A 19,208-nucleotide genomic window follows, 5' to 3' on the forward strand; every position below is an offset into this window, starting at 1 on the left:
ATGGCCCCCAAGACCGGAGAGATGCTGCACCTGCGCGGCAATGCGCTGAACAAGGGCGAGCCCGTCGCGCTGCCTCTGACCCAAAGCAGCATGTATCACCTACCCGGGTTACCCGAGGGGCAGGCCAGTTATGGCCGGGTCGATAACCCGACCTGGGAGCATCTGGAACATGTCCTATCGCATCTCGAGGATGCACCGTGCCTGACATTCCCCTCTGGTATGGGCGCCATTTCGGCCGCGCTGTTTGCCACCGTCCGGGCCGGGTCGCGCCTGCTGATCCCGTCCGACGGGTACTATGTCACCCGCCTGTTGGCGGATCGGTTCCTCTCAGGCCTGGGGGTTGTGGTCGAAACCCGCCCGACCACCGCTTTTGCAGTTGGTGGATTTGACGGATTCGACGTGGTCTTTGTCGAAAGCCCGTCGAATCCCGGATTGGACATGATCGATCTGAGTGCCGTTGCCGAACAGGTCCGCGCCGCTGGCGGTATGACCATCGCAGACAACACCACGCTGACCCCGCTGGGCCAGCGCCCTCTGGATCTGGGGATCGACATCGTCGTGTCGTCAGACACCAAGGCGATGGGTGGGCATTCCGACCTGTTGATGGGGCACGTCGCCAGCCGCAATGACCAGATCATGCAGCGGGTCGAGGAATGGCGGCGCGTCTCGGGTGCGATCCCCGGCCCGCATGAGGCATGGCTGCTGCATCGCGGACTGGAAACGCTGGATGTTCGCTTCGACCGTATGTGCAACTCGGCCCAGGTTCTGGCGGAACGGCTGGCCGCGCATCCGGCGGTCAAACAGCTCCGCTATCCCGGCCTGCCGGATGATCCGTCCTTTGCGCTGGCACAACGACAAACACAACGGTTCGGGTTTCTTCTGTCACTGACGCTGAACAGCGAGGACCAGGCCGAGAGGTTCATCAACTCCTGCCCCCTGCTGCGCCCGGCCACATCCTTCGGAGGCGTCCACAGTTCCGCCGAACGCCGTGCGCGCTGGGGCGACGATGTGGATCCAGCCTTCATTCGTCTTTCGGTTGGGTGTGAGCCCGTCGAAGAACTGTGGCAAGCGATCGAGGCCAGCCTGAACGCTTTATGACTTTTTCTTAGCTTCGCGCAGTTCTGGGAACAGATAGATCGGCAGCACGATGCTGGCGATCAGCGCCCCCAGCCAGACCAGCAGGGTCGCGGCCAACAGGTTGGAAACGCCACCAACAGTCAGCCCCGCCGTAATCAGATCGGTCACCAGCAGCCCGACAAATGTCACGATCAAAGCGATCCCGCCTTTCAGCGCGGGCGCTTTCTTTTCACCCAGCTTCAGGATCAACGGCTCGGCCACGACCTGAACCACGGTGAAGACAAGCACCACAACGATGAAAGATATCGGCTTGATCGCAAAGCCTGCCAGCAGCAGCGAAGCGAGCAACAACCCGATGGTGTTCCCGGCCAAAAGGGCCAATGCGGATTTAATTCTGCGCGACATGGGGCGATCTCCGTCAGTAGACAATTCGAAATATGCAGATATTAGCAGGGCAATTCCAATTTGCGAGGCAATTCGGTGTCTCTGCCATTTTGACCTGTTGAAATCACATGATAAAACACCTTCATCAAGATCAGCCCCACCCACATAGACGAGAGGTGAGATGAGCGACGATCCCTATTCCGTTCTCGGCGTTGCAAAAGACGCAAGCGCTGCCGAGATCAAGAAAGCCTATCGGCGTATCGCCAAAGACTGTCATCCAGACCTCAAACCCGGCGATGCCGAAGCCGAGGCAAAGTTCAAGGCCGCTGCCGCTGCCTATGACCTGTTGAAGGACCCTGAAACCCGCGCACGGTATGACAACGGCGAGATTGACGCCTCTGGACAGGAACGGGCTCAGCAACAGTATTACCGCGACTATGCCGAAGCCGCCGGAAATCCCTATCGCGGGCGTCAGGCCGACCCAGACGATATGTCCGACATCTTCGCCGAGTTCATGCGCGGGCGCGGCGGGTTTGGTGGCCAGGGCCACCAAGAGTTCCATGCGCCCGGGCACAACCTGAACTATTCGCTGCAGATCAGTTTTCTGGACGCTGTGTTTGGTGCTAGCCAAAAGCTGACCTTGCCAGATGGCGACCGGATCGAAGTGAAAATCCCCGCCGGGATCACAGACGGGCAGACCATCCGCCTGCGCGGCAAGGGCGCTCCGGGTTATGGCAACGGCCCTGCGGGGGATGCTCTGGTCACTGTGTCGGTCGCAAAACACGCTGTGTTTGATCGACAAGGGGACGACATCCACATCACATTGCCGATCACCATTGATGAAGCGATTCTTGGCGGTAAGGTCCAGGCCCCAACTATTGACGGCGGCGTGAATGTCAGCATCCCGGCGGGCACCAGCAGCGGCAAAACCCTGCGGTTGCGCGGCAAAGGGGTCAAGAAACGCGGCATATCTGATCGTGGGGATCAGTTGATTGAACTGACCGTCGCCATGCCCGAAAAGATCGATGACGAGTTGAAGCAGTTCATGGAGAACTGGCGCGAGACGCATCGCTATGATCCACGGAAAGGAATGCCCTCATGACCCTGACCGAGAAGGAACTGATCGAAACCGTCACACGTCTGACCTCGGACCGTCTCAGCGAGTATCTGGCCGCCGAGATTGTGATCCCCGCGCAATCCGATCAAGGGCTGGTCTATCAACGCATCGATGTTGCCCGGCTGGAACTGGCCTGCGAATTGCACGAGCAATATGACATGGAGGCCGATGCCCTATCGATGATGATGTCCCTGATCGATCAAATGCATGGATTGCGCGCCGAGCTGCGCGAGGTATTGAATGCGGTCGAGGCGCAACCGGAACCGGTGCGCAAACAATTGGTTGAAGTTATCGAAACGGCGCGCTTTCGGCGCGGGTGACCACGCTGACGGAATCGGATCGTCCCTAGAGGTCAGTTTCCAACCTGGTACTCTTCGGGCACGTAAAAGGTATAGTCCCGTTCGGCGACCGCTTCGTGGCAATCATGGCAATAGGCCACCGCAGATGCCCGATTGCCCATCGTGTCCCCAAAGAGCGACCCATCGGGCATTACCATGATATAGCGCCAGTCCGCCGTATCCGGGTTTGTGCCTGCGGGCAGTTTCTCCATCACAAAAAGCGCGCCGGGGTGAACATTGCCTTCATCCGTCACGGTCAGGCTGTCCTTGGCCAGGACCGACCCAACCGGCAAAACGTCACCATCCTGCATGGTGCCGTAGTTCTCGGCGACACGGTTGGCATAGCTGTTCACATAGCGCTGACCATGGGTGGCCGAAATATAGGGTGCGTCATTGAACAGCGGCCAGCTTTGGTAATTGCGGATCAGATCCATCTGCGAGGCTGCATAACCCCGGGACAATCTGCGCGACATCGACCGGTAATGCGCGTTCGCCTCGTCCTTGGTCAAATCTGCCGGATTCTCAAGTGTCAAATGCGCGTCTTGTTCAGACGTCTGCGCATCGGCAATGGAAATTCCAATAACCAGCGCGCCAAGCACACCAGCGACGGTCAAGGGTTTTGAATAATCTGCAATCATGTCTGGGCCCATCCGAACAATCGGTTCGCCTGTTTTCAGATCTGCTCGCATCAAGGTTAGGTATGGAATGAGATCTTTCCATGACCTCGTCCATGTGCCTCACCGGGTTGTGCACATTGGTGAACACCCTGTTTCTTGAATGTAAGAAGGTTAACAAAACAGACCGCGCGAAAAAACCTGATTCACATTAAAACAATCGAATTCAATGTTCGGGCTGCTGAGTCAGCCCAATCCCGCCTCGGATTCGATCTGCTTGCGCGACTTGCGGGCGCGTTCGGTGGCCGATTTCAACTGACCGCAGGCCGCCATGATATCCTCGCCCCGCGTCTTGCGGATGGGTGAGGCGTATCCCGCCTGGTAGATAATGTTGGCGAAAGCGCGGATACGGTTGTTCGAGCTGCGCTTGTACGGCGCACCGGGCCATTCGTTGAAGGGGATCAGGTTGATCTTGGCCGGGATCTTGTGGCGCTTGATATGATCGATCAGGCGGTGCGCATCTTCGTCGCTGTCATTCACCCCGTCCAGCATCACATATTCAAAGGTGATGCGCTCGGAATTGGAGGCTTTGGGATAGCTGGCCAGTGCTTGCAACAGCTCTTCAATATTCCAGCGCTTGTTGATCGGCACCAACACATCGCGGGTTTCGTCCGTGGTGGCGTGAAACGAGATCGCAAGCAGGCAGCCGATTTCTTCAGCCGTGCGCGCAATCTCGGGCACCACGCCCGAGGTCGACAGGGTGATCCGACGGCGTGACAGGGAAATCCCCTCGGGGTCCATCGCGATTTTCATCGCGTCGCGGACGTTTTCGAAGTTGTAAAGCGGCTCGCCCATGCCCATCAGCACGATGTTGGACAGCAGGCGCGTTTCGTCTTTGGGCGCGCCAGGGGTCGGCCATTCGTCCAGATCGTCGCGGGCCATCATCACCTGACCCACGATCTCGGCTGCGGTCAGGTTGCGCACCAGTTTCTGCGTGCCGGTGTGGCAGAAGGAACAGGTCAGCGTGCAACCCACCTGAGACGAGATGCACAGCGTTCCGCGATCTTCTTCGGGGATATAGACCACCTCGACCTCATGCCCGCCCGCAATGCGGCAGAGGTATTTGCGGGTGCCATCCTCAGACACCTGACGCGTGACCACTTCGGGGATTTCGATCACAAAGCTCTCGGCCAATTGCGCGCGGTATGCTTTCGCCAGATTGGTCATCTCAGCAAAGTCGCGCACGCCCCATTGGTAAATCCACTGCCAAATCTGGCCTGTGCGCATCTTGGCCTGCTTTTCGGGCGTGCCATGTTCGATCAGCGCCCTGCGCAGTTGATCGCGGGTCAAGCCAACAAGGTTGATCTTCCCCTCAGGCAGTTTGCGGGGGATGGTCATGACATCTTGAGTGATCGGCGCTTTGGGCGACATTGGCGTATCTCGGTGGATTCTGGCTTGGGATGCGCCTCTATATAGGACCGCGCCGAAAGATCAAAAGGAATCGTGCGGCTCAGTTCGCAAACTGCAGCAATTCGTCCACACGGGTGCGGCCAAGTTCTACCCGGCACGCAGTGATCCCGATTCCGGTGCCAGACCCACCTCCGAACGACGCACCCACCGCTTCGCATTGGGCGTCACGATAAGCGTTCCAGGCGGCCTGCGACGCCACCAATGCAGGCAATGCAACCTCTCGCCCGGTCACCTCGTCCAATTCCTGAGCCGAAGATTGCGCAATCCCAAGGGCGGCCTCAACCGCGTCGTTCACAGCAAGCTCCATCTCGCGGACGCAAACTCCTATTTCGACCTGAGAGCTTGCATCTGAGCATTCAAGCGTTGGATCAGCCGATGCCGCGAACGGAACCAATAAAGCGGCCAGAAAAAAGCGCATGTTTAAACCTCCGACTCCCAAAGCCAGGCGCTCTAAGGCGCCTGACTTTGGAACTCTAACGCGGAATCTGATCTCGAACCACTGCGACTGGGTTGCCCGACGGGTGTCGTTAGATCCCAGCTGGCGGGATAAAGCAGTCATCCGCATCCAGCTGTTTCACCGGATCTTCCGGGCCGCATTGCTCACCAGACACCGGATAGGTGTCCGTTTCTTTTTCACATGCGGTCAGAACGAAGGCAGACGCAAACATCAAAGCGATCAGGGTTTTATCAATCATCAGCACAGCTCCTATTCTTTTCTGAACTACTAAGTTCAGAAATTCGACCAGGTCGCCTTGATACGGATCAAGTTTCCTGAATATCTGGAAACTAAGTACGAAATTAGGACCGCAACCGTTTGCGGCCCTGGCTATGCTCGATCAGTTGGCACAGCGCTTTTCGGCATCTTCCAAAGCAGCCGTGAACCCCAGCAGGGAAAACGTGTCTTTAGTCTGTGTGCCGCGCTCGGACCGGGCAGTCAGGACAGCTTCGGTACCGCGTTTCATCGCCGCGATCACATTGGGTTCCTGCCCTTCAGTTGCCGGCCAGGCCCATTCGCCTTCAGTGATGAACTCAAACTGCTCACCGTCAATGCTGACATTGACTGTCGAGCCCGAGGCAAAAGGGTAACCGCCGGTAAATGACACCTGCCCGTTCACGTTTTCACTGGGGCGGAAAACGACAAACAACAGAATATCGCTGCGACGGACCGAAACGACGCGACCACCGCGTGTGTTTACGGTTTCGTCGGGGGTCGCCACGCTCCAGCATTCGGTCGGGTCATCTTCGACAAAAACGCTCCAATCCGTGTTTACCGCAACGCGGTTGGTGCTGTCTGTCTGCTGTGCATTGGCCGTTGTCGCCAAGCCTGCCATCAACAAGCCTGCAATGACGCGGGCGCGTTTCAATCCCATGTGTCCAGCCTCCTAGCTCGACCTATACCTCAATCCCATCGTGAACGGCTGCGAACCCTGCCGGTTCGTCTATGATCATTGCGCATTCCGATGATTGCCGACATACACACACTAACGCAGGTTTCGCCACAGGCGAAAGGGCGGTTGGCAGATTTTTGCGCAAATAATGAGAGGCCAGATGACGCAGCCAGTACCCATGACCGAGCTTTGGCGCGGACCATTGCTTGAAAGCTATCATCTCGGCCACGCCGTGATCTGCGGTGACACCGGACAGATCGTACAAAGCTGGGGCGATCCAAATGCGGTGATCTTTCCCCGGTCATCGGCAAAGATGATCCAGGCACTTCCGCTGATCACCTCTGGGGCGGCGTCGAAATATGGATTGAATTCGGAACACCTGGCCTTGGCCTGTGCGTCGCATAACGGCGCGGCGATACACACCGACCGCGTGACATCATGGCTCGACCATTTGGGGATGGGCGAAACGGATTTGCGCTGCGGTCCGCAAGAGCCTGCCGACAAGGCCGCCCGCGACCGGCTGATCCTGGCGGATGATACGCCCTGCCAGATCCACAACAATTGCTCGGGCAAACACTGCGGGTTTCTGACGCTCGCTCAGCATATGGGGGCCGGGCCGGAATACCTTGAGATCGACCACCCGGTTCAACAGGCCTGCCTGTCCGCTGTCGAAGAGACCACAGGCGAGACAAGCCCAGGCTACGGGATTGACGGCTGTTCGGCCCCCAATTTCGCCACCTCGGTTCTGGGACTGGCACGGTCGATGGCCTGGTTTGCATCGGCCGCTGATCGCTCGGACCGGGCAAGCGATGCGGCACAGCAATTGACCGCGGCCATGGTGAAACACCCCGAGCTTGTGGCCGGTGAGACCCGAGCCTGCACCGAGTTGATGCGCGCCATGGACGGGCGTGCCGCTATCAAGACCGGGGCAGAGGCTGTGTTTGTAGCCATCATCCCGGAAAAGCGGATGGGCGTGGCGCTGAAGATCACCGATGGCACCACCCGCGCCAGCGAATGTGCCATTGCCGCAATATTGGTGAGCCTTGGTGTGCTCGAGGCCGATCACCCGGCCACGAGAAAATTCATGAATGCCACTCAATTCAGCCGCCGCGGCCTGGAAAGCGGGATCATCCGGCCCGCGCCGGGCTTTCCCAACCCGGCCTAGAACTCGTGGATCTCGGCCACCTCAACCGAGCCTGATCCATTAACAACCATGGGGCAGCCTTTCGCCATGTCATTGGCGTCGTCGATCGAGCTGGCCATGACCACGCTGAAACCGGATGCCGGGTTAGCCCCGCCATTGTCTTCGACGCCGTTCGAACTGACAGTATAGGACTGCCCGACCGGGTTACCCGGGATTTTGACCGCGTCGCCCATGCCCTGGAACCAAGCGCCCCATGCGGCCATGGTGGCATCGATCTCGGCTTGGCTCTGTGGCGCCGCGCCGCCGTGGTAGACAAATAAATATTGGGGCATATCGCTCCTCCCTGATGAAATCTATTGGCACTGCGCTTCGAGCTTGCGCAGCGAAGATGTCCAGCCTTTGGTGTGGTTGGCTACTGCGTCGGCATCGGCCAGTTCACGGTGATCCAGAACCAGCCGCGCACCCTCATTGGTGGCTTGGACCGAGAAGGTCACATGGCTTTCCGGACCTCGTTGATCCTGATCGTCATGCCAGGCCCAGGTGAACCCGACCGAGTTGGGCGGGTCTATATGAGTCACTTGGCCCGAAACCTTGTATCTCTGGCCTTCGCTGTTTTGCATGACAGAATACCACGGCCCCAACCGTGCGAAATCCAGATCATGTTCGGGAACATGCATACCTTCGGGACCCCACCACCGCAGCAGTTTGGCCCCATCCGTCACCCAGGCAAAAAGGGTTTCGGGGCTGACCGGGAAATCCCGTTCCAGTTTTAAATCGGCCATGATGTCTCCTGCTCCAAAAGATCGCCCAAACGATCCAGGCTTGTTTCCCAGAATTGCCGTTTCGAAATGGTCCAGTCTGCAATGGCGCGCAGCCCTTCAGGTTGGATCGAATAGATGCGCCGCGTTCCTTGCACCCGTTGCTGCACCAAGCCCGCCTGTCGCAGCACCTTTAGATGTCGTGAGATGGCGGCCCCCGACATCCCTTTGCCTCTGACAAGATCACCGGCAGGCAGTTCGCCATGGTCCATAAGTTGTTCAACAATCGACAAACGGGTTTCGTCGGCCAAGGCGGCAAAGGAGGGTACAAGACTGGTCATGATTCTTATTTAACACATTTGTTAAATTAACGAAAGCTGAAAGAAAGCTGGGTGCGCGTGTCACAATCACAGGCCAAATGTGAGAAAAGTCACATACACACGGCCATTTCACGCTAAAGTCGACGCATTCAAGGTACAAAGGTCAAACTGAACAGACATAATACGCTGGTTGTTTGACGCATTAACGAGGAGACTTAAGTTGCGGATTACATCTACTTCCTTAATCGTTCTCAGCGCTGTTGCGCTTGCGGGCTGTGCTTCTCCCTGGTCGCAGACCGAAGTCGTCAATCCAACAACATCAACTGTCCAACCTGCAAGTGCGGTTGCGGCACCGCCAGCATCGACAGCATCAACCGGAAGCACCGCTGCTTCGTCTCAGCCCAGCATTGGCGGCGAAGACCGCGAAGGCGGAGACGGCGGAAGCTCGGGTGGCGGAGACTCCGGTGGCAGTTCTGGTGGCGACAGCGGTGGATCTTCCGGTGGTAGCAGCGGTGGTGGATCAGGCGGCGGCGGTGCCGGTGGTAGCAGCGGCGGCGGATCAGGTGGCGGCGGTGCCGGCGGTGGATCCGGTGGTGGTAGTGGATCCGGCGGTGGCAGTGGTACCGGCGGTGGCGGTGGCGATAGCTGGGGTTGATCTGAAAAGGGGCGCGACATGTCACGGCACAGCCTTGCGCGCAAAACAGCGCGCGCTCTGACCCCGGCTCTGGTTGCACTCGTCCTAACGGGTGCATCTCACGCCCAATCGGTGGGCGATGCGTTGGGGCAATCGGTCGGCGGCAATCGCATTGCGATTGTCATCGGCAATCAGGACTATGACGTTGTTGGTGATCTCAGCAATGCGCGCAAGGACGCCCAAGACATCGCAGACATGCTGCGCAGCTTCGATTTCAGGGTCTATGACGGCTATGACCTCAGCAAACGCGAGTTTGAAGAGCTTATTCGCACGGCCGTTTTGAATATCCCCGATGCTGCAGATGTGCTTTTCTACTATGCGGGCCACGGTATTCAGATCGGGCGGCGGAACTACTTGCTGCCCGTGGATGCGCAGTTCGAGAGCATCTACGATGTTCCCCTGGCAACCATGACACTGGACCGCATAATCGACACCTTGTCCGCGCGCAGTGCTGCGCATGTTGCCATTCTGGATTCCTGCCGGGACAATCCCTTTCAGGATCTTCGTCTGGCGGCTGATCTGGACGCCAACCTGTTTGAAACCCGCTCGGGCTTTGACGTGTTCAGCACACCGCTGAATTCTCTGGTCGCGTATTCCACGTCGCCCGGAGCAGTGGCCAGTGACGGCGACCTGGGTCAAAACAGCCCCTATACAGCGGCAGTTCTGGAGACAGTGAAATCATCGCCCTTCCACAACATCCAGCAGTTGTTCCCTGTCATCCGTGAACGGGTCCACTCGAAAACGTCAGGCAAGCAGATCCCTTGGGAAAGCTCGACTTTGGTGCGCCCGTTCTATCTGGCCCAACAGCAGGCCGAGACTCCGGAAATTCAGGTGGAAAACACTGGCTCACAATCGCTGGACCTGAGTCTTCAGTTCGACAAGACCATTCCACTGACGCAACGCATTGAGCAGGCTTTGGGTGACGACATCGTCTCGGTACGTCTTGTTGATTCACCTGATCGCGGCAGCCTGAATACAGGCAGCCGATCGCAATCAAATGACGTGATCTATACGCCCGAAATCTCGGACACCCGCGCGTTAGAGATTGTAGACAGTTTCTCTGACACGTTCACGGTTGAGGTCGTTACAGATGATCGAACCGCCCAGAATGTTGATGTCTCTCTGGAGCTGGGTCTGAATGCCTGCGACCTTGAGGCTGGCGATGCTCTGGACCTGAACGGTGTCGGCGTATTCAGACTGCCCAACGAACTGAACATAACCAATGCGCTTGCGGCGTGTACCGCAGCTGTGGCCGAACATCCCGACATTGCCAGGTTTCAGTATCAGCTGGGTCGCGCACAACAGGCGGCTGGCAATGTTGCGGACGCCTATGAAAGCTTTTCCGCCGCAGCCGATGCCGGACACATCCGGGCCAAATATGCGCTGGCCATTCTGCTGGACACCGACCGCATAGACCGCGCCGTAACGCGCATCCCCTATGAACCGGACAAGGCACGCGCGCTGTTGGAAGAAGGCACCGCCCAGCAAGACCCCTATGCTATGCACCGTTTGGGCAAGGACTTGTTGCGCCAAGGCGAAACCGCCGATGAGAAAAAGCGCGGCTTTGAGCTGCTCGAACGCTCGGTCGAGCTGGGTCATACCTTTTCGATGAACGAACTGGGGCTCTATTTCCTGCGCGAGAACTCGGATCACTATATCCCGGAACGCGGAATGCGGTATCTGCGTGCATCTGAACTGCGCAAGGATATCTATGGATATGACAATCTCGCCTATGTTGCGCTGAACGGGCTGGGTGGCAATCCAGTCGATCTAAACAAGGCTGAAGGATACTTTCTGGCCGCCGCCGAGGGGGGTCACCCCACCGCCCCGGCCAGCATCGCCCGCATGATCCTGCGCGACCAACTTCCGGGCAGGACACGCGCCGAGGCACTCGACTGGTACGACACCTCTTTGTCCCGAGGAGACGCCTGGGGCGGAGCAAATGGTGCATATATCATTCTCGATGGTCAGGTCTCGGGGCTTGGCCCGGCGGATGCGGCCTTGCGGGCCGCCAAGGCCGCGCTTTTGCCCAATGAAGAGGCCGCAAGCCAGGCACGATCACAGCTCGACAACATCTCGCGGACGGATCTGGATCGAGCCCTGCAAATGGCGTTGAACGAGCTGGGTGGCAGCATCGCCGTGGACGGTCAGGTCGGGCCTGCAACACAGGCCGCATTGGAAAACATTAGCGCGGAATACGGCGTGCCGGTGCCCTTTGCAGCGTCGATTGACCCGAAAGAGCGGCTATTGCTGGCCGCGCGTGTGTACTGGGCGCAAAACCCGGTGCGGTTCGATCTGTTCTGATACCTCAGGTCACGAAATCGCTGCGTGCATAGCCTTGCAGATACAGCAGAGCCGTCAGATCCCCGTGATTGACACGCACGTCGCATTCGGCTGCAACCGAGGGCTTGGCGTGCAGGGCCACGCCCGTCCCGGCCCGCCCCAACATGCCCAAATCATTTGCACCATCTCCCACCGCGATGACGTCGCTCTCGGCCAGCCCCAAACGGGTTGAAATCTGCTCCAGCGCCTCGATCTTGGCCTGCCGTCCCAGAATGGGCCGCTGCACATCACCGGTCAGCTTGCCCCCTTCGGCCAGCAGCGTATTGGCGCGGTTCTCATCAAATCCCAACTCGGCAGCAACCTGTGACGTAAAGGCCGTGAACCCGCCAGACACCAGCGCTGCGTAAGCACCGTTTGCCCGCATCGTCGCCAACAGCGCTTTGCCGCCCGGCATTAAGGTGATCCGCTCGTTCAGAACCTTGTCGATCACGCTTTCATCGAGGCCTTTCAACAGCCCTACCCGCTCGGTCAGCGCGCCTTCAAAATCCAACTCGCCATTCATCGCGCGCGCGGTGATGTCCTTGACCCGCGCGCCTACACCGGCCTCATCGGCCAATTCGTCGATGCATTCCTGCTGGATCATGGTGCTGTCCATATCCGCCAACAGCATCTTTTTGCGCCGATCTTCCGCAGGTTGCACGACCAGGTCGACGCCGGAATTCTGGAGGTCTTGCCAGACGTCCCACAGGTTCTCTGGCACGGTTGGCAATGAAAACTCGGCCGCCTCGTCAAGGCTCAGCCAGATCCCGTCGCCGCCACCCCAGGCATTGCGCAGTGACTCGACCAAGGCCTGTTCCAGAGTGGGCGCATTGGGATTGGTCAACAGGGTGGCAATGTACATCTTGGGTCTCCGGTTCGTTCCCCTGCGCATAACGCAGGGGTCCGCGTTTCACCAGAGACAGATTGACCTAACCCAGAATACCCGGCAGACGCAGGCCATGCGCCCGAGCACAGTCCTTGGCGCTCTGGTAGCCCGCATCCGCATGGCGCCAGACGCCCGAGGCCGGATCGTTCCACAGCACACGCTCCAACCGCCGGGCCGCGTCCTCGGTACCATCGGCACAGATCACCACACCCGCATGCTGGCTGAACCCCATGCCAACGCCCCCGCCGTGATGCAGCGACACCCAGGTCGCGCCGCTGGCCGTATTGATCAGCGCGTTCAACAACGGCCAGTCAGAGACAGCGTCTGATCCGTCCAGCATTGCTTCGGTCTCGCGATTAGGGCTGGCGACCGAGCCCGAATCCAAGTGATCACGACCAATGACAACTGGTGCCTTCAGCTCGCCGCTTGCAACCATCTCGTTGAACGCCAAACCAGCGCGGTGACGGTCGCCCAACCCGATCCAGCAGATGCGCGCCGGAAGCCCCTGAAACGCGATACGGTCCGAGGCCATGTCGAGCCACCGGTGCAAATGCGTGTTCTCGGGGAACAGCTCTTTCATCTTGGCGTCGGTCTTGTGGATGTCTTCGGGATCACCTGACAAGGCACACCACCGGAACGGCCCGATCCCCTTGCAGAATAGCGGGCGGATATAGGCTGGTACGAATCCGGGAAAGGCAAAGGCGTTTTCAAGCCCTTCATCCTGCGCCACCTGACGAATGTTGTTGCCGTAATCCAGCGTGGGCACGCCTGCATTCCAGAAATCCACCATCGCGGCCACATGCTGCTTCATTGAAGCGCGAGCTGCCTTTTCCACTGCTTTAGGATCTGTTTCTCGCTTTTCTCGCCATTCGGCCATCGACCAGCCCAAAGGAAGGTAGCCGTTGATCGGATCATGCGCGCTGGTTTGATCGGTTACGATATCTGGGCGCATGCCGCCTGCGGTCATGCGGCGATAGATCTCTGGGAAGATCTCGGCCGCGTTGCCCAACAGCCCGACAGACTTTGCCTCCCCCGCTTTGGTCCAGCGGTCGATCATCGCCAATGCGTCGTCCAGTGTATCGGCTTTTTCGTCCAGATATTTGGTGCGCAGGCGAAACTCGATGCTGTCAGGGTTGCACTCCACCGCCAAACAACAAGCACCCGCAAAGACAGCGGCCAAGGGCTGCGCACCACCCATACCGCCCAAACCACCGGTCAAGATCCACTTTCCGGTCAGATCACCGCCATAGTGCTGGCGTCCAGCCTCAGCAAAGGTCTCATAAGTACCCTGCACGATGCCCTGCGTGCCGATATAGATCCACGACCCAGCCGTCATCTGGCCGTACATCATCAGGCCCTTTTTATCGAGTTCGTTAAAGTGGTCCCAGGTCGCCCAATGGGGCACGAGGTTTGAATTGGCGATCAAAACGCGAGGGGCATCGGTGTGAGTGCGGATGATCGCGACCGGTTTACCGGATTGGACAATCAACGTCTCATCCGCCTCCAGATCCTTCAAACCAGCAACAATAGTGTCGAAATCCTTCCATGTCCGCGCCGCGCGTCCGATGCCGCCATAGACCACCAACTCATGCGGGTTCTCGGCCACATCCGGGTGCAGATTGTTCATCAACATCCGCAACGGTGCCTCGGTCAGCCAGCTTTTGGCGTTCAACTCGGAGCCGGTCGGGGGGAAGATATCGCGTGTGTTTTTGCGGGGATCGGTCATGGGGCAAGCTCCAAAGCTGTGTCTTGGATGGCGGTCAGAATATCGTGCAACCACGGGCGCAGACGATTGGCCTTGCCAGAGTCGAAAGCCCAAGGTTCAGTTTCGGCGGTCAGATAGGTCGATTGCGCCAGTTCCATCTGGATGGCGTGTATCCCAGCTTCCGGTTGGCCATAGTGACGGGTCGACCAGCCCCCACGAAAACGGCCGTTCAGGACCGTGCCAAACGGTGAGGATGCTGCAAGTTCACGCGTAACAGACTCTATATTCGGCGCGCAGGTCACACCGTTGTCGGTTCCGATATTGAGGTCAGGCAAGGTCCCTTTGAACAGAAATGGAATGCGGCTGCGGATGGAATGACAATCGAATAGGACAGCGATACCGTGACGGGCTTTGACCCTGTGCAACTCCTCAGCCAGCGCCGCGTGATACGGCGCATGATAGGCGTGCCGCCGCGCTTCGATCTCATCAACTGACGGCTCTTGTTCGTCTCGCCAGATCGGCTGGCCGTCGAAATCCGTCATGGGCACCAGCGTGGTTGTGTTCTGGCCCGGATAGAGTGATACGCCGTTTGGATCCCGATTTGCGTCGATCACATAACGGTGAACATGGGATTGTACGACGGTTGCATCGGCTAGAAGCCCTTCATAGAGCCTATTTATGTGCCAATCTGTGTCTTTCAGCGACCGCCCGTTTGCGTTCAGACGGGCGGCAACGTCATCGGGAACATAGGTCCCGCCATGCGGTTGCCCCAACACGATCGGGCTTTGGCCCCTTGTGACAGACACGACCTGCATCATGACAGCTCCGGCATCGGGCTTGCGACTGCGTGTAAAATGTCGCCGCTTTCGACCAATGCGCGGGCCTTTTCCAGCTCGGGTGCGAGATAGCGGTCGTCGGTCAGCGACGGGATCTCGACGCGTAGTCGGTCGATGGCCCGTTGCAGCGGCGCGCTTGTGGTCAAGGGCGCGCGGAATTCGATACCTTGCGCCGCGCAAAGCAGTTCGATCCCCAGAACATAGTTCAGGTTTCCAACCATCCGCTGCAACCGCCGGGCCCCATGCGCAGCCATCGAGACGTGGTCTTCCTGATTGGCCGAGGTTGGGGTGCTGTCGGTGACGCAAGGGTTGGCCAGATGCTTGTTCTCGCTCATCAGAGCTGCGGTCGTAACCTCGGCAATCATCAGCCCCGAATTCAGCCCTGGCTCCGGTGTCAGAAATGGCGGCAGATCAAAGCTGAGCGCCGGGTCGACCATCAGGGCAATGCGGCGCTGCGCGATGGCACCGATCTCGGATATCGCCAAGGCAATCATATCTGCGGCAAACCCCACTGGTTCTGCGTGGAAGTTACCACCAGACACGATGGCCTCAGGCGCGCTGAGTACCAGAGGATTATCTGTTGCGGCATTCGCCTCAGTCACCAGCGTTGTTGCCGCCTGACGCATCACATCCAGCGCCGCGCCGGTGACTTGCGGCTGACAGCGGATGCAATATGGGTCCTGGACGCGCGTATCCCCGTCCCTGTGGCTTTCACGGATCTCCGACCCTGCCAGAACCTCCCGCATCGCCGCTGCTGCATTGATCTGCCCCCGATGCCCGCGCAGCGCATGGATTTCGGGCTGCAAAGGCGCCGTCGAACCCATGATCGCGTCGGTCGACATGGCCGACACGACCAACGCATTTTGTGCAGCGCGCCAAGCCTGGAACAAACCGCCAAGCGCATATGCGGTTGAAAACTGGGTGCCGTTGATGAAGGCCAATCCTTCTTTTGGCCCCAGAGAAACAGGCTCTAAACCTGAGTTTGTCAATGCATCCGCGCCGGGCAGAACAGCACCGTTTACCTCGGCCTCTCCCTCTCCGATGATCACGGCGGTCATATGGGCCAAAGGCGCAAGATCGCCCGAAGCACCCACAGACCCTTGCGCAGGGATCACCGGCGTCACACCACGCGCCAGCATCTGTTGCAACAGATCGATCAATTCCCACCGCACTCCGGATGCGCCACGGCCAAAGGACAACAGCTTGAGCGACATCATCATCCGCACCAAACGGCGTGGGACCGCCTCGCCAACGCCGCAACAATGGCTGAGGATCAGATTGCGCTGCAGGGTCGAGGTGTCCTCGGGCGCGATTTTGTGGCTGACCAGTTTTCCAAACCCGGTATTCACACCGTAAACGGCTTGCGCTCCAGCGGCGGCCTCGGCAATGCGCTGTGCTGCGTTGTCCACTGCGGGCTTGCAGGCCGGGTCCAGACGGATGGGTGTTTCGTCCCAATAGATCTGCGCAAGCTGTTCCAGCGACGCAGAGCCGGGCGTCAGGGTCAGTTCCGTCATGTCCGCCCTCCCACCAACCGCGCGTGAAGCGGGTTGAATCCGATGCGATAGGCTAGCTCGGTCGGGTGTGTGACATCCCAGACGGCCAGATCCGCCCGCAATCCCGGCACGATGCGGCCTGTGTCATCCAAACCCAGCGCACGGGCTGCGTTTTTGGTGACGCCGGCCAGCGCTTCTTCGGGTGTCAGTCGGAACAAGGTGCAACCCATATTCACGGTCAGCAACAAAGACGCTAGCGGAGACGAGCCAGGGTTGCAGTCCGTCGCCAACGCCATGGGCACGTTGTGGCGGCGTAGATCCTGAACCGGCGGCACCTGCGTTTCGCGCAATGTATAGAACGCACCGGGCAGAAGGACTGCAACCGTTCCGGCATCACCCATCGCGGCCACGCCATCCTCGTCCAAGTATTCGATATGATCTGCGGACAACGCTCCGTAAGATGCTGCGAGCTTGGCACCTCCGAGGTTCGACAGCTGTTCAGCGTGCAGCTTCACCGGCAGGCCCAGCGCTTTCGCGGCATCAAACACGCGCGCGATCTGATTGGCGTCAAAAGCGATGCCTTCGCAGAACCCGTCAACTGCGTCCAACAGCCCTTCGGCATGTGCCGCGCGCAGCGTCGGAATACAGACCTCATCGATATAGGCATCTGAGCGATCCGCGTATTCCGGGGGAACGGCATGGGCCCCGAGGAAGCTTGTTTTGACCCTAACATTGCGCTTTTCGGGGATCTGTCGTGCCACTCGCAGCATTCGCAATTCGGTTTCGCGGTCCAGACCATAGCCGGATTTCACCTCGATGCAGCTGACCCCCTCGGCGATCAGAGCGTCAACGCGGGTCAGCGCATCGCTCAGCAAGGTTTGATCACTGGCGGCACGGGTTGCGTTCACTGTGGACAGGATTCCGCCTCCGGCACGGGCGATCTCCTCATAAGATGCCCCGTTCAACCGCATCTCGAATTCAACCGCGCGATTGCCGCCAAAGACCACATGAGTATGCGCATCAATCAACGCAGGCGTCATGAGGCGATCACCGTCATCAACACGTGGCCACTGATTGTATTCTGCGGGCAGCTCCGCCTGCACGCCCACCCAAGCGATCCGTCCGGCTTCGATGGCGACTGCGCCGTTGTCGATCATACCATAGGCCCGGGGGCCGTCCATCGTGGCCAAAGACCGGCAGAAAATCACAGATTTTTCCGTCATCGCGATTCTTTTGGACTCCCTTCGTGTGAAATTTTTGTATACGTATAAAAATATTATTACTACACAAAATGAGAACGCTGTGACGATCTTTGCCGAATCCGCTTTGTTAGGCTCTGAATGGGCCAGAAATATCCGTGTGATTGTCGAAGATGGGCGGATTGCGCAGGTCGAACGGGCTGCACAACCCAGGGATCATGACACCCGGGTCAGTGTATTGCTTCCCGCGCTTGCGAACCTTCACAGCCACGCGTTTCAGCGCGCGATGGCCGGGATGACCGAAACCCGTGTTGCCGGGCGCGAAAGCTTTTGGACATGGCGCAACTTGATGTATCGGTTTCTGGATCGTTTGACGCCTGATCACATTCAGTCCATCGCCGCACTGGCCTTTCTTGAGATGCAAGAGGCCGGGTTCGCTTCGGTCGGAGAGTTCCACTACGTCCATCATCAACCCGGCGGTCAGCGTTATGACAGCGAAAGCGAGCTTAGCCAGCGCATCTTTGCTGCCGCTGAACAGACCGGAATCGGGCTGACGCATTTGCCGGTGCTGTATACCTATGGCGGTGTCGAACAGCAGCCGCTTGAGAGCGGGCAGTTGCGGTTTGGAAATCGCGTGGATGAATATCTCAACTTGCTAGAGGCCTGCCGCGACCGCTTACCCCTGCCCGACAGCGCAATTGGCATTGCGCCACATTCGTTACGGGCGACCTCGGCGCATGATCTGCGCGAGGTGTTGGATCACACCACGGACGGCCCGGTTCATATTCACATCGCCGAACAGGTCAAAGAAGTTGAGGATGTGCAAAACGCCCTCGGCGCACGACCAGTGCAGTGGCTGTTGAACAATGCCGATATAAACGACCGCTGGTGCCTGATCCACGCAACCCATATGACCGATGCGGAAACGATCGCAATGGCCCGATCCAGTGCCGTGGCTGGTCTCTGCCCGATCACCGAGGCCAATCTGGGCGACGGTATCTTCAACGGAGCCACCTATCTGCGTGCGCAAGGGGCGTTTGGCGTCGGCTCAGATTCCAACATACGGATATCGGCCCCGGAAGAGCTGCGCATGTTGGAGTATTCCCAACGCCTGCGGGATAAGGCGCGGGCAGTTCTAGTGCCCGAGGCTGGATCGGTTGGCCAGACACTGTATTGCGGCGCGGCGCTCGGCGGGGCACAGGCGCTCGCCCGGAAGGCGGGTCAGATCGCTCCGGGATATCTGGCGGATCTTGTCGCCATCGACCGCTCCCACCCGACCCTGTGCGCGCTGAAGGATGATCAAGTGCTGGATGGTCTGTGTTTCGCCGCGCCTGACGGGTTGGTCACCGATCTGTGGTCCGCTGGGCGGCACATGGTTCGGGGCGGGCGGCATATCGAGCGCGACGCCATCCTGCCCGCCTATCGCGCCGCGATGCGTGATCTCTTGCAAAATGTCTGAAACC

At 58.8% G+C, this 19,208-nt stretch carries 21 protein-coding genes; 7 read left to right on the forward strand and 14 right to left on the reverse strand.

The window, feature by feature from the left end; all coding sequences use genetic code 11:
- Positions 1-1,098, forward strand: a complete 1,098-nt coding sequence (locus GOV38_RS16110) for a cystathionine gamma-lyase (protein WP_171209131.1) — start codon at positions 1-3, stop codon at positions 1,096-1,098.
- Here the strand turns inward: GOV38_RS16110 and GOV38_RS16115 are convergent.
- Positions 1,093-1,482 carry a hypothetical protein gene (locus GOV38_RS16115; protein ID WP_171209132.1) on the reverse strand — a complete coding sequence of 130 codons (390 nt, stop codon included), beginning with the start codon at positions 1,480-1,482 and terminating at the stop codon, positions 1,093-1,095. The two genes, GOV38_RS16110 and GOV38_RS16115, sit on opposite strands and share 6 nt — an antisense overlap.
- A 160-nt stretch (positions 1,483-1,642) precedes the next feature.
- Here GOV38_RS16115 and GOV38_RS16120 point away from each other — a divergent pair, with 160 nt between their 5' ends.
- Together GOV38_RS16120 and GOV38_RS16125 are read left to right on the forward strand one after the other, a co-directional pair.
- The gene (locus GOV38_RS16120; RefSeq protein WP_171209133.1) at positions 1,643-2,563 is read left to right on the forward strand and encodes a DnaJ C-terminal domain-containing protein; all 921 of its coding nucleotides are present in this window, start codon (positions 1,643-1,645) and stop codon (positions 2,561-2,563) included.
- Complete coding sequence (locus GOV38_RS16125) at positions 2,560-2,898, forward strand: hypothetical protein (protein ID WP_171101464.1); 339 nt, start codon at positions 2,560-2,562, stop codon at positions 2,896-2,898. Before GOV38_RS16120 ends, GOV38_RS16125 begins: the two co-directional genes overlap by 4 nt.
- Before the next feature lie 32 nt (positions 2,899-2,930).
- Here GOV38_RS16125 and GOV38_RS16130 read toward each other — a convergent pair whose 3' ends face one another.
- The 5 genes from GOV38_RS16130 to GOV38_RS16150 form a co-directional block, all read right to left on the reverse strand.
- Entirely contained in the window at positions 2,931-3,554 is a 624-nt protein-coding gene (locus GOV38_RS16130; RefSeq protein WP_171101703.1) for a cytochrome P460 family protein, read from the reverse strand.
- Positions 3,555-3,776: 222 nt separating this feature from the next.
- Entirely contained in the window at positions 3,777-4,961 is a 1,185-nt protein-coding gene (rlmN, locus tag GOV38_RS16135) for a 23S rRNA (adenine(2503)-C(2))-methyltransferase RlmN (RefSeq protein WP_171209134.1), read from the reverse strand.
- Between the two features lie 79 nt (positions 4,962-5,040).
- Positions 5,041-5,418 carry a lysozyme inhibitor LprI family protein gene (locus tag GOV38_RS16140; RefSeq protein WP_171209135.1) on the reverse strand — a complete coding sequence of 126 codons (378 nt, stop codon included), beginning with the start codon at positions 5,416-5,418 and terminating at the stop codon, positions 5,041-5,043.
- Between the two features lie 109 nt (positions 5,419-5,527).
- Positions 5,528-5,695 (reverse strand): hypothetical protein, encoded by a 168-nt coding sequence (locus GOV38_RS16145; RefSeq protein WP_171209136.1) that lies wholly within the window; start codon positions 5,693-5,695, stop codon positions 5,528-5,530.
- A gap of 141 nt (positions 5,696-5,836) precedes the next feature.
- Entirely contained in the window at positions 5,837-6,370 is a 534-nt protein-coding gene (locus GOV38_RS16150) for an invasion associated locus B family protein (RefSeq protein ID WP_171101471.1), read from the reverse strand.
- Between the two features lie 178 nt (positions 6,371-6,548).
- On the opposite strand from GOV38_RS16150, the gene GOV38_RS16155 reads away from it, so the two are divergent.
- Positions 6,549-7,553, forward strand: a complete 1,005-nt coding sequence (locus GOV38_RS16155) for an asparaginase (RefSeq protein WP_171209137.1) — start codon at positions 6,549-6,551, stop codon at positions 7,551-7,553.
- On the opposite strand, the gene GOV38_RS16160 is transcribed toward GOV38_RS16155, so the two are convergent.
- Genes GOV38_RS16160 through GOV38_RS16170 form a run of 3 tightly spaced genes read right to left on the reverse strand, consistent with a single transcriptional unit; the run spans position 7,550 to position 8,631 of the window.
- Positions 7,550-7,864 carry a YciI family protein gene (locus GOV38_RS16160; protein WP_171209138.1) on the reverse strand — a complete coding sequence of 105 codons (315 nt, stop codon included), beginning with the start codon at positions 7,862-7,864 and terminating at the stop codon, positions 7,550-7,552. The two genes, GOV38_RS16155 and GOV38_RS16160, sit on opposite strands and share 4 nt — an antisense overlap.
- Before the next feature lie 21 nt (positions 7,865-7,885).
- Positions 7,886-8,314, reverse strand: a complete 429-nt coding sequence (locus tag GOV38_RS16165) for an SRPBCC domain-containing protein (RefSeq protein WP_171209139.1) — start codon at positions 8,312-8,314, stop codon at positions 7,886-7,888.
- A complete protein-coding gene (locus GOV38_RS16170) occupies positions 8,302-8,631 on the reverse strand; it encodes a helix-turn-helix transcriptional regulator (RefSeq protein WP_171101479.1) in 330 nt (109 codons plus the stop codon). The genes GOV38_RS16165 and GOV38_RS16170 overlap by 13 nt, the downstream gene beginning before the upstream one ends.
- A gap of 428 nt (positions 8,632-9,059) precedes the next feature.
- On the opposite strand from GOV38_RS16170, the gene GOV38_RS16175 reads away from it, so the two are divergent.
- Together GOV38_RS16175 and GOV38_RS16180 are read left to right on the forward strand one after the other, a co-directional pair.
- Positions 9,060-9,326, forward strand: coding sequence for a hypothetical protein (locus GOV38_RS16175; protein ID WP_171209140.1), 267 nt, complete (start codon positions 9,060-9,062; stop codon positions 9,324-9,326).
- Positions 9,284-11,608 carry a caspase family protein gene (locus tag GOV38_RS16180; RefSeq protein WP_171209141.1) on the forward strand — a complete coding sequence of 775 codons (2,325 nt, stop codon included), beginning with the start codon at positions 9,284-9,286 and terminating at the stop codon, positions 11,606-11,608. The genes GOV38_RS16175 and GOV38_RS16180 overlap by 43 nt, the downstream gene beginning before the upstream one ends.
- 4 nt (positions 11,609-11,612) lie before the next feature.
- On the opposite strand, the gene serB is transcribed toward GOV38_RS16180, so the two are convergent.
- From serB to hutI, 5 genes are all read right to left on the reverse strand, one after another.
- Complete coding sequence (gene serB, locus GOV38_RS16185) at positions 11,613-12,488, reverse strand: phosphoserine phosphatase SerB (protein ID WP_171209142.1); 876 nt, start codon at positions 12,486-12,488, stop codon at positions 11,613-11,615.
- A gap of 67 nt (positions 12,489-12,555) precedes the next feature.
- The gene (gene hutU, locus GOV38_RS16190; RefSeq protein WP_171209143.1) at positions 12,556-14,238 is read right to left on the reverse strand and encodes a urocanate hydratase; all 1,683 of its coding nucleotides are present in this window, start codon (positions 14,236-14,238) and stop codon (positions 12,556-12,558) included.
- The gene (gene hutG, locus GOV38_RS16195; protein WP_171209370.1) at positions 14,235-15,032 is read right to left on the reverse strand and encodes an N-formylglutamate deformylase; all 798 of its coding nucleotides are present in this window, start codon (positions 15,030-15,032) and stop codon (positions 14,235-14,237) included. Before hutG ends, hutU begins: the two co-directional genes overlap by 4 nt.
- On the reverse strand, positions 15,032-16,567 hold the full coding sequence (gene hutH / locus GOV38_RS16200) for a histidine ammonia-lyase (protein WP_171209144.1): 1,536 nt from the start codon (positions 16,565-16,567) through the stop codon (positions 15,032-15,034). Before hutH ends, hutG begins: the two co-directional genes overlap by 1 nt.
- Entirely contained in the window at positions 16,564-17,769 is a 1,206-nt protein-coding gene (gene hutI, locus GOV38_RS16205) for an imidazolonepropionase (RefSeq protein ID WP_171209145.1), read from the reverse strand. The genes hutH and hutI overlap by 4 nt, the downstream gene beginning before the upstream one ends.
- 79 nt (positions 17,770-17,848) lie before the next feature.
- Here hutI and GOV38_RS16210 point away from each other — a divergent pair, with 79 nt between their 5' ends.
- Positions 17,849-19,204 carry a formimidoylglutamate deiminase gene (locus GOV38_RS16210; protein WP_171209146.1) on the forward strand — a complete coding sequence of 452 codons (1,356 nt, stop codon included), beginning with the start codon at positions 17,849-17,851 and terminating at the stop codon, positions 19,202-19,204.
- The last annotated feature ends 4 nt before the right edge of the window (positions 19,205-19,208 follow it).

This window comes from Ruegeria sp. HKCCA5839 (assembly GCF_013035585.1).
Lineage (GTDB): Bacteria > Pseudomonadota > Alphaproteobacteria > Rhodobacterales > Rhodobacteraceae > Ruegeria.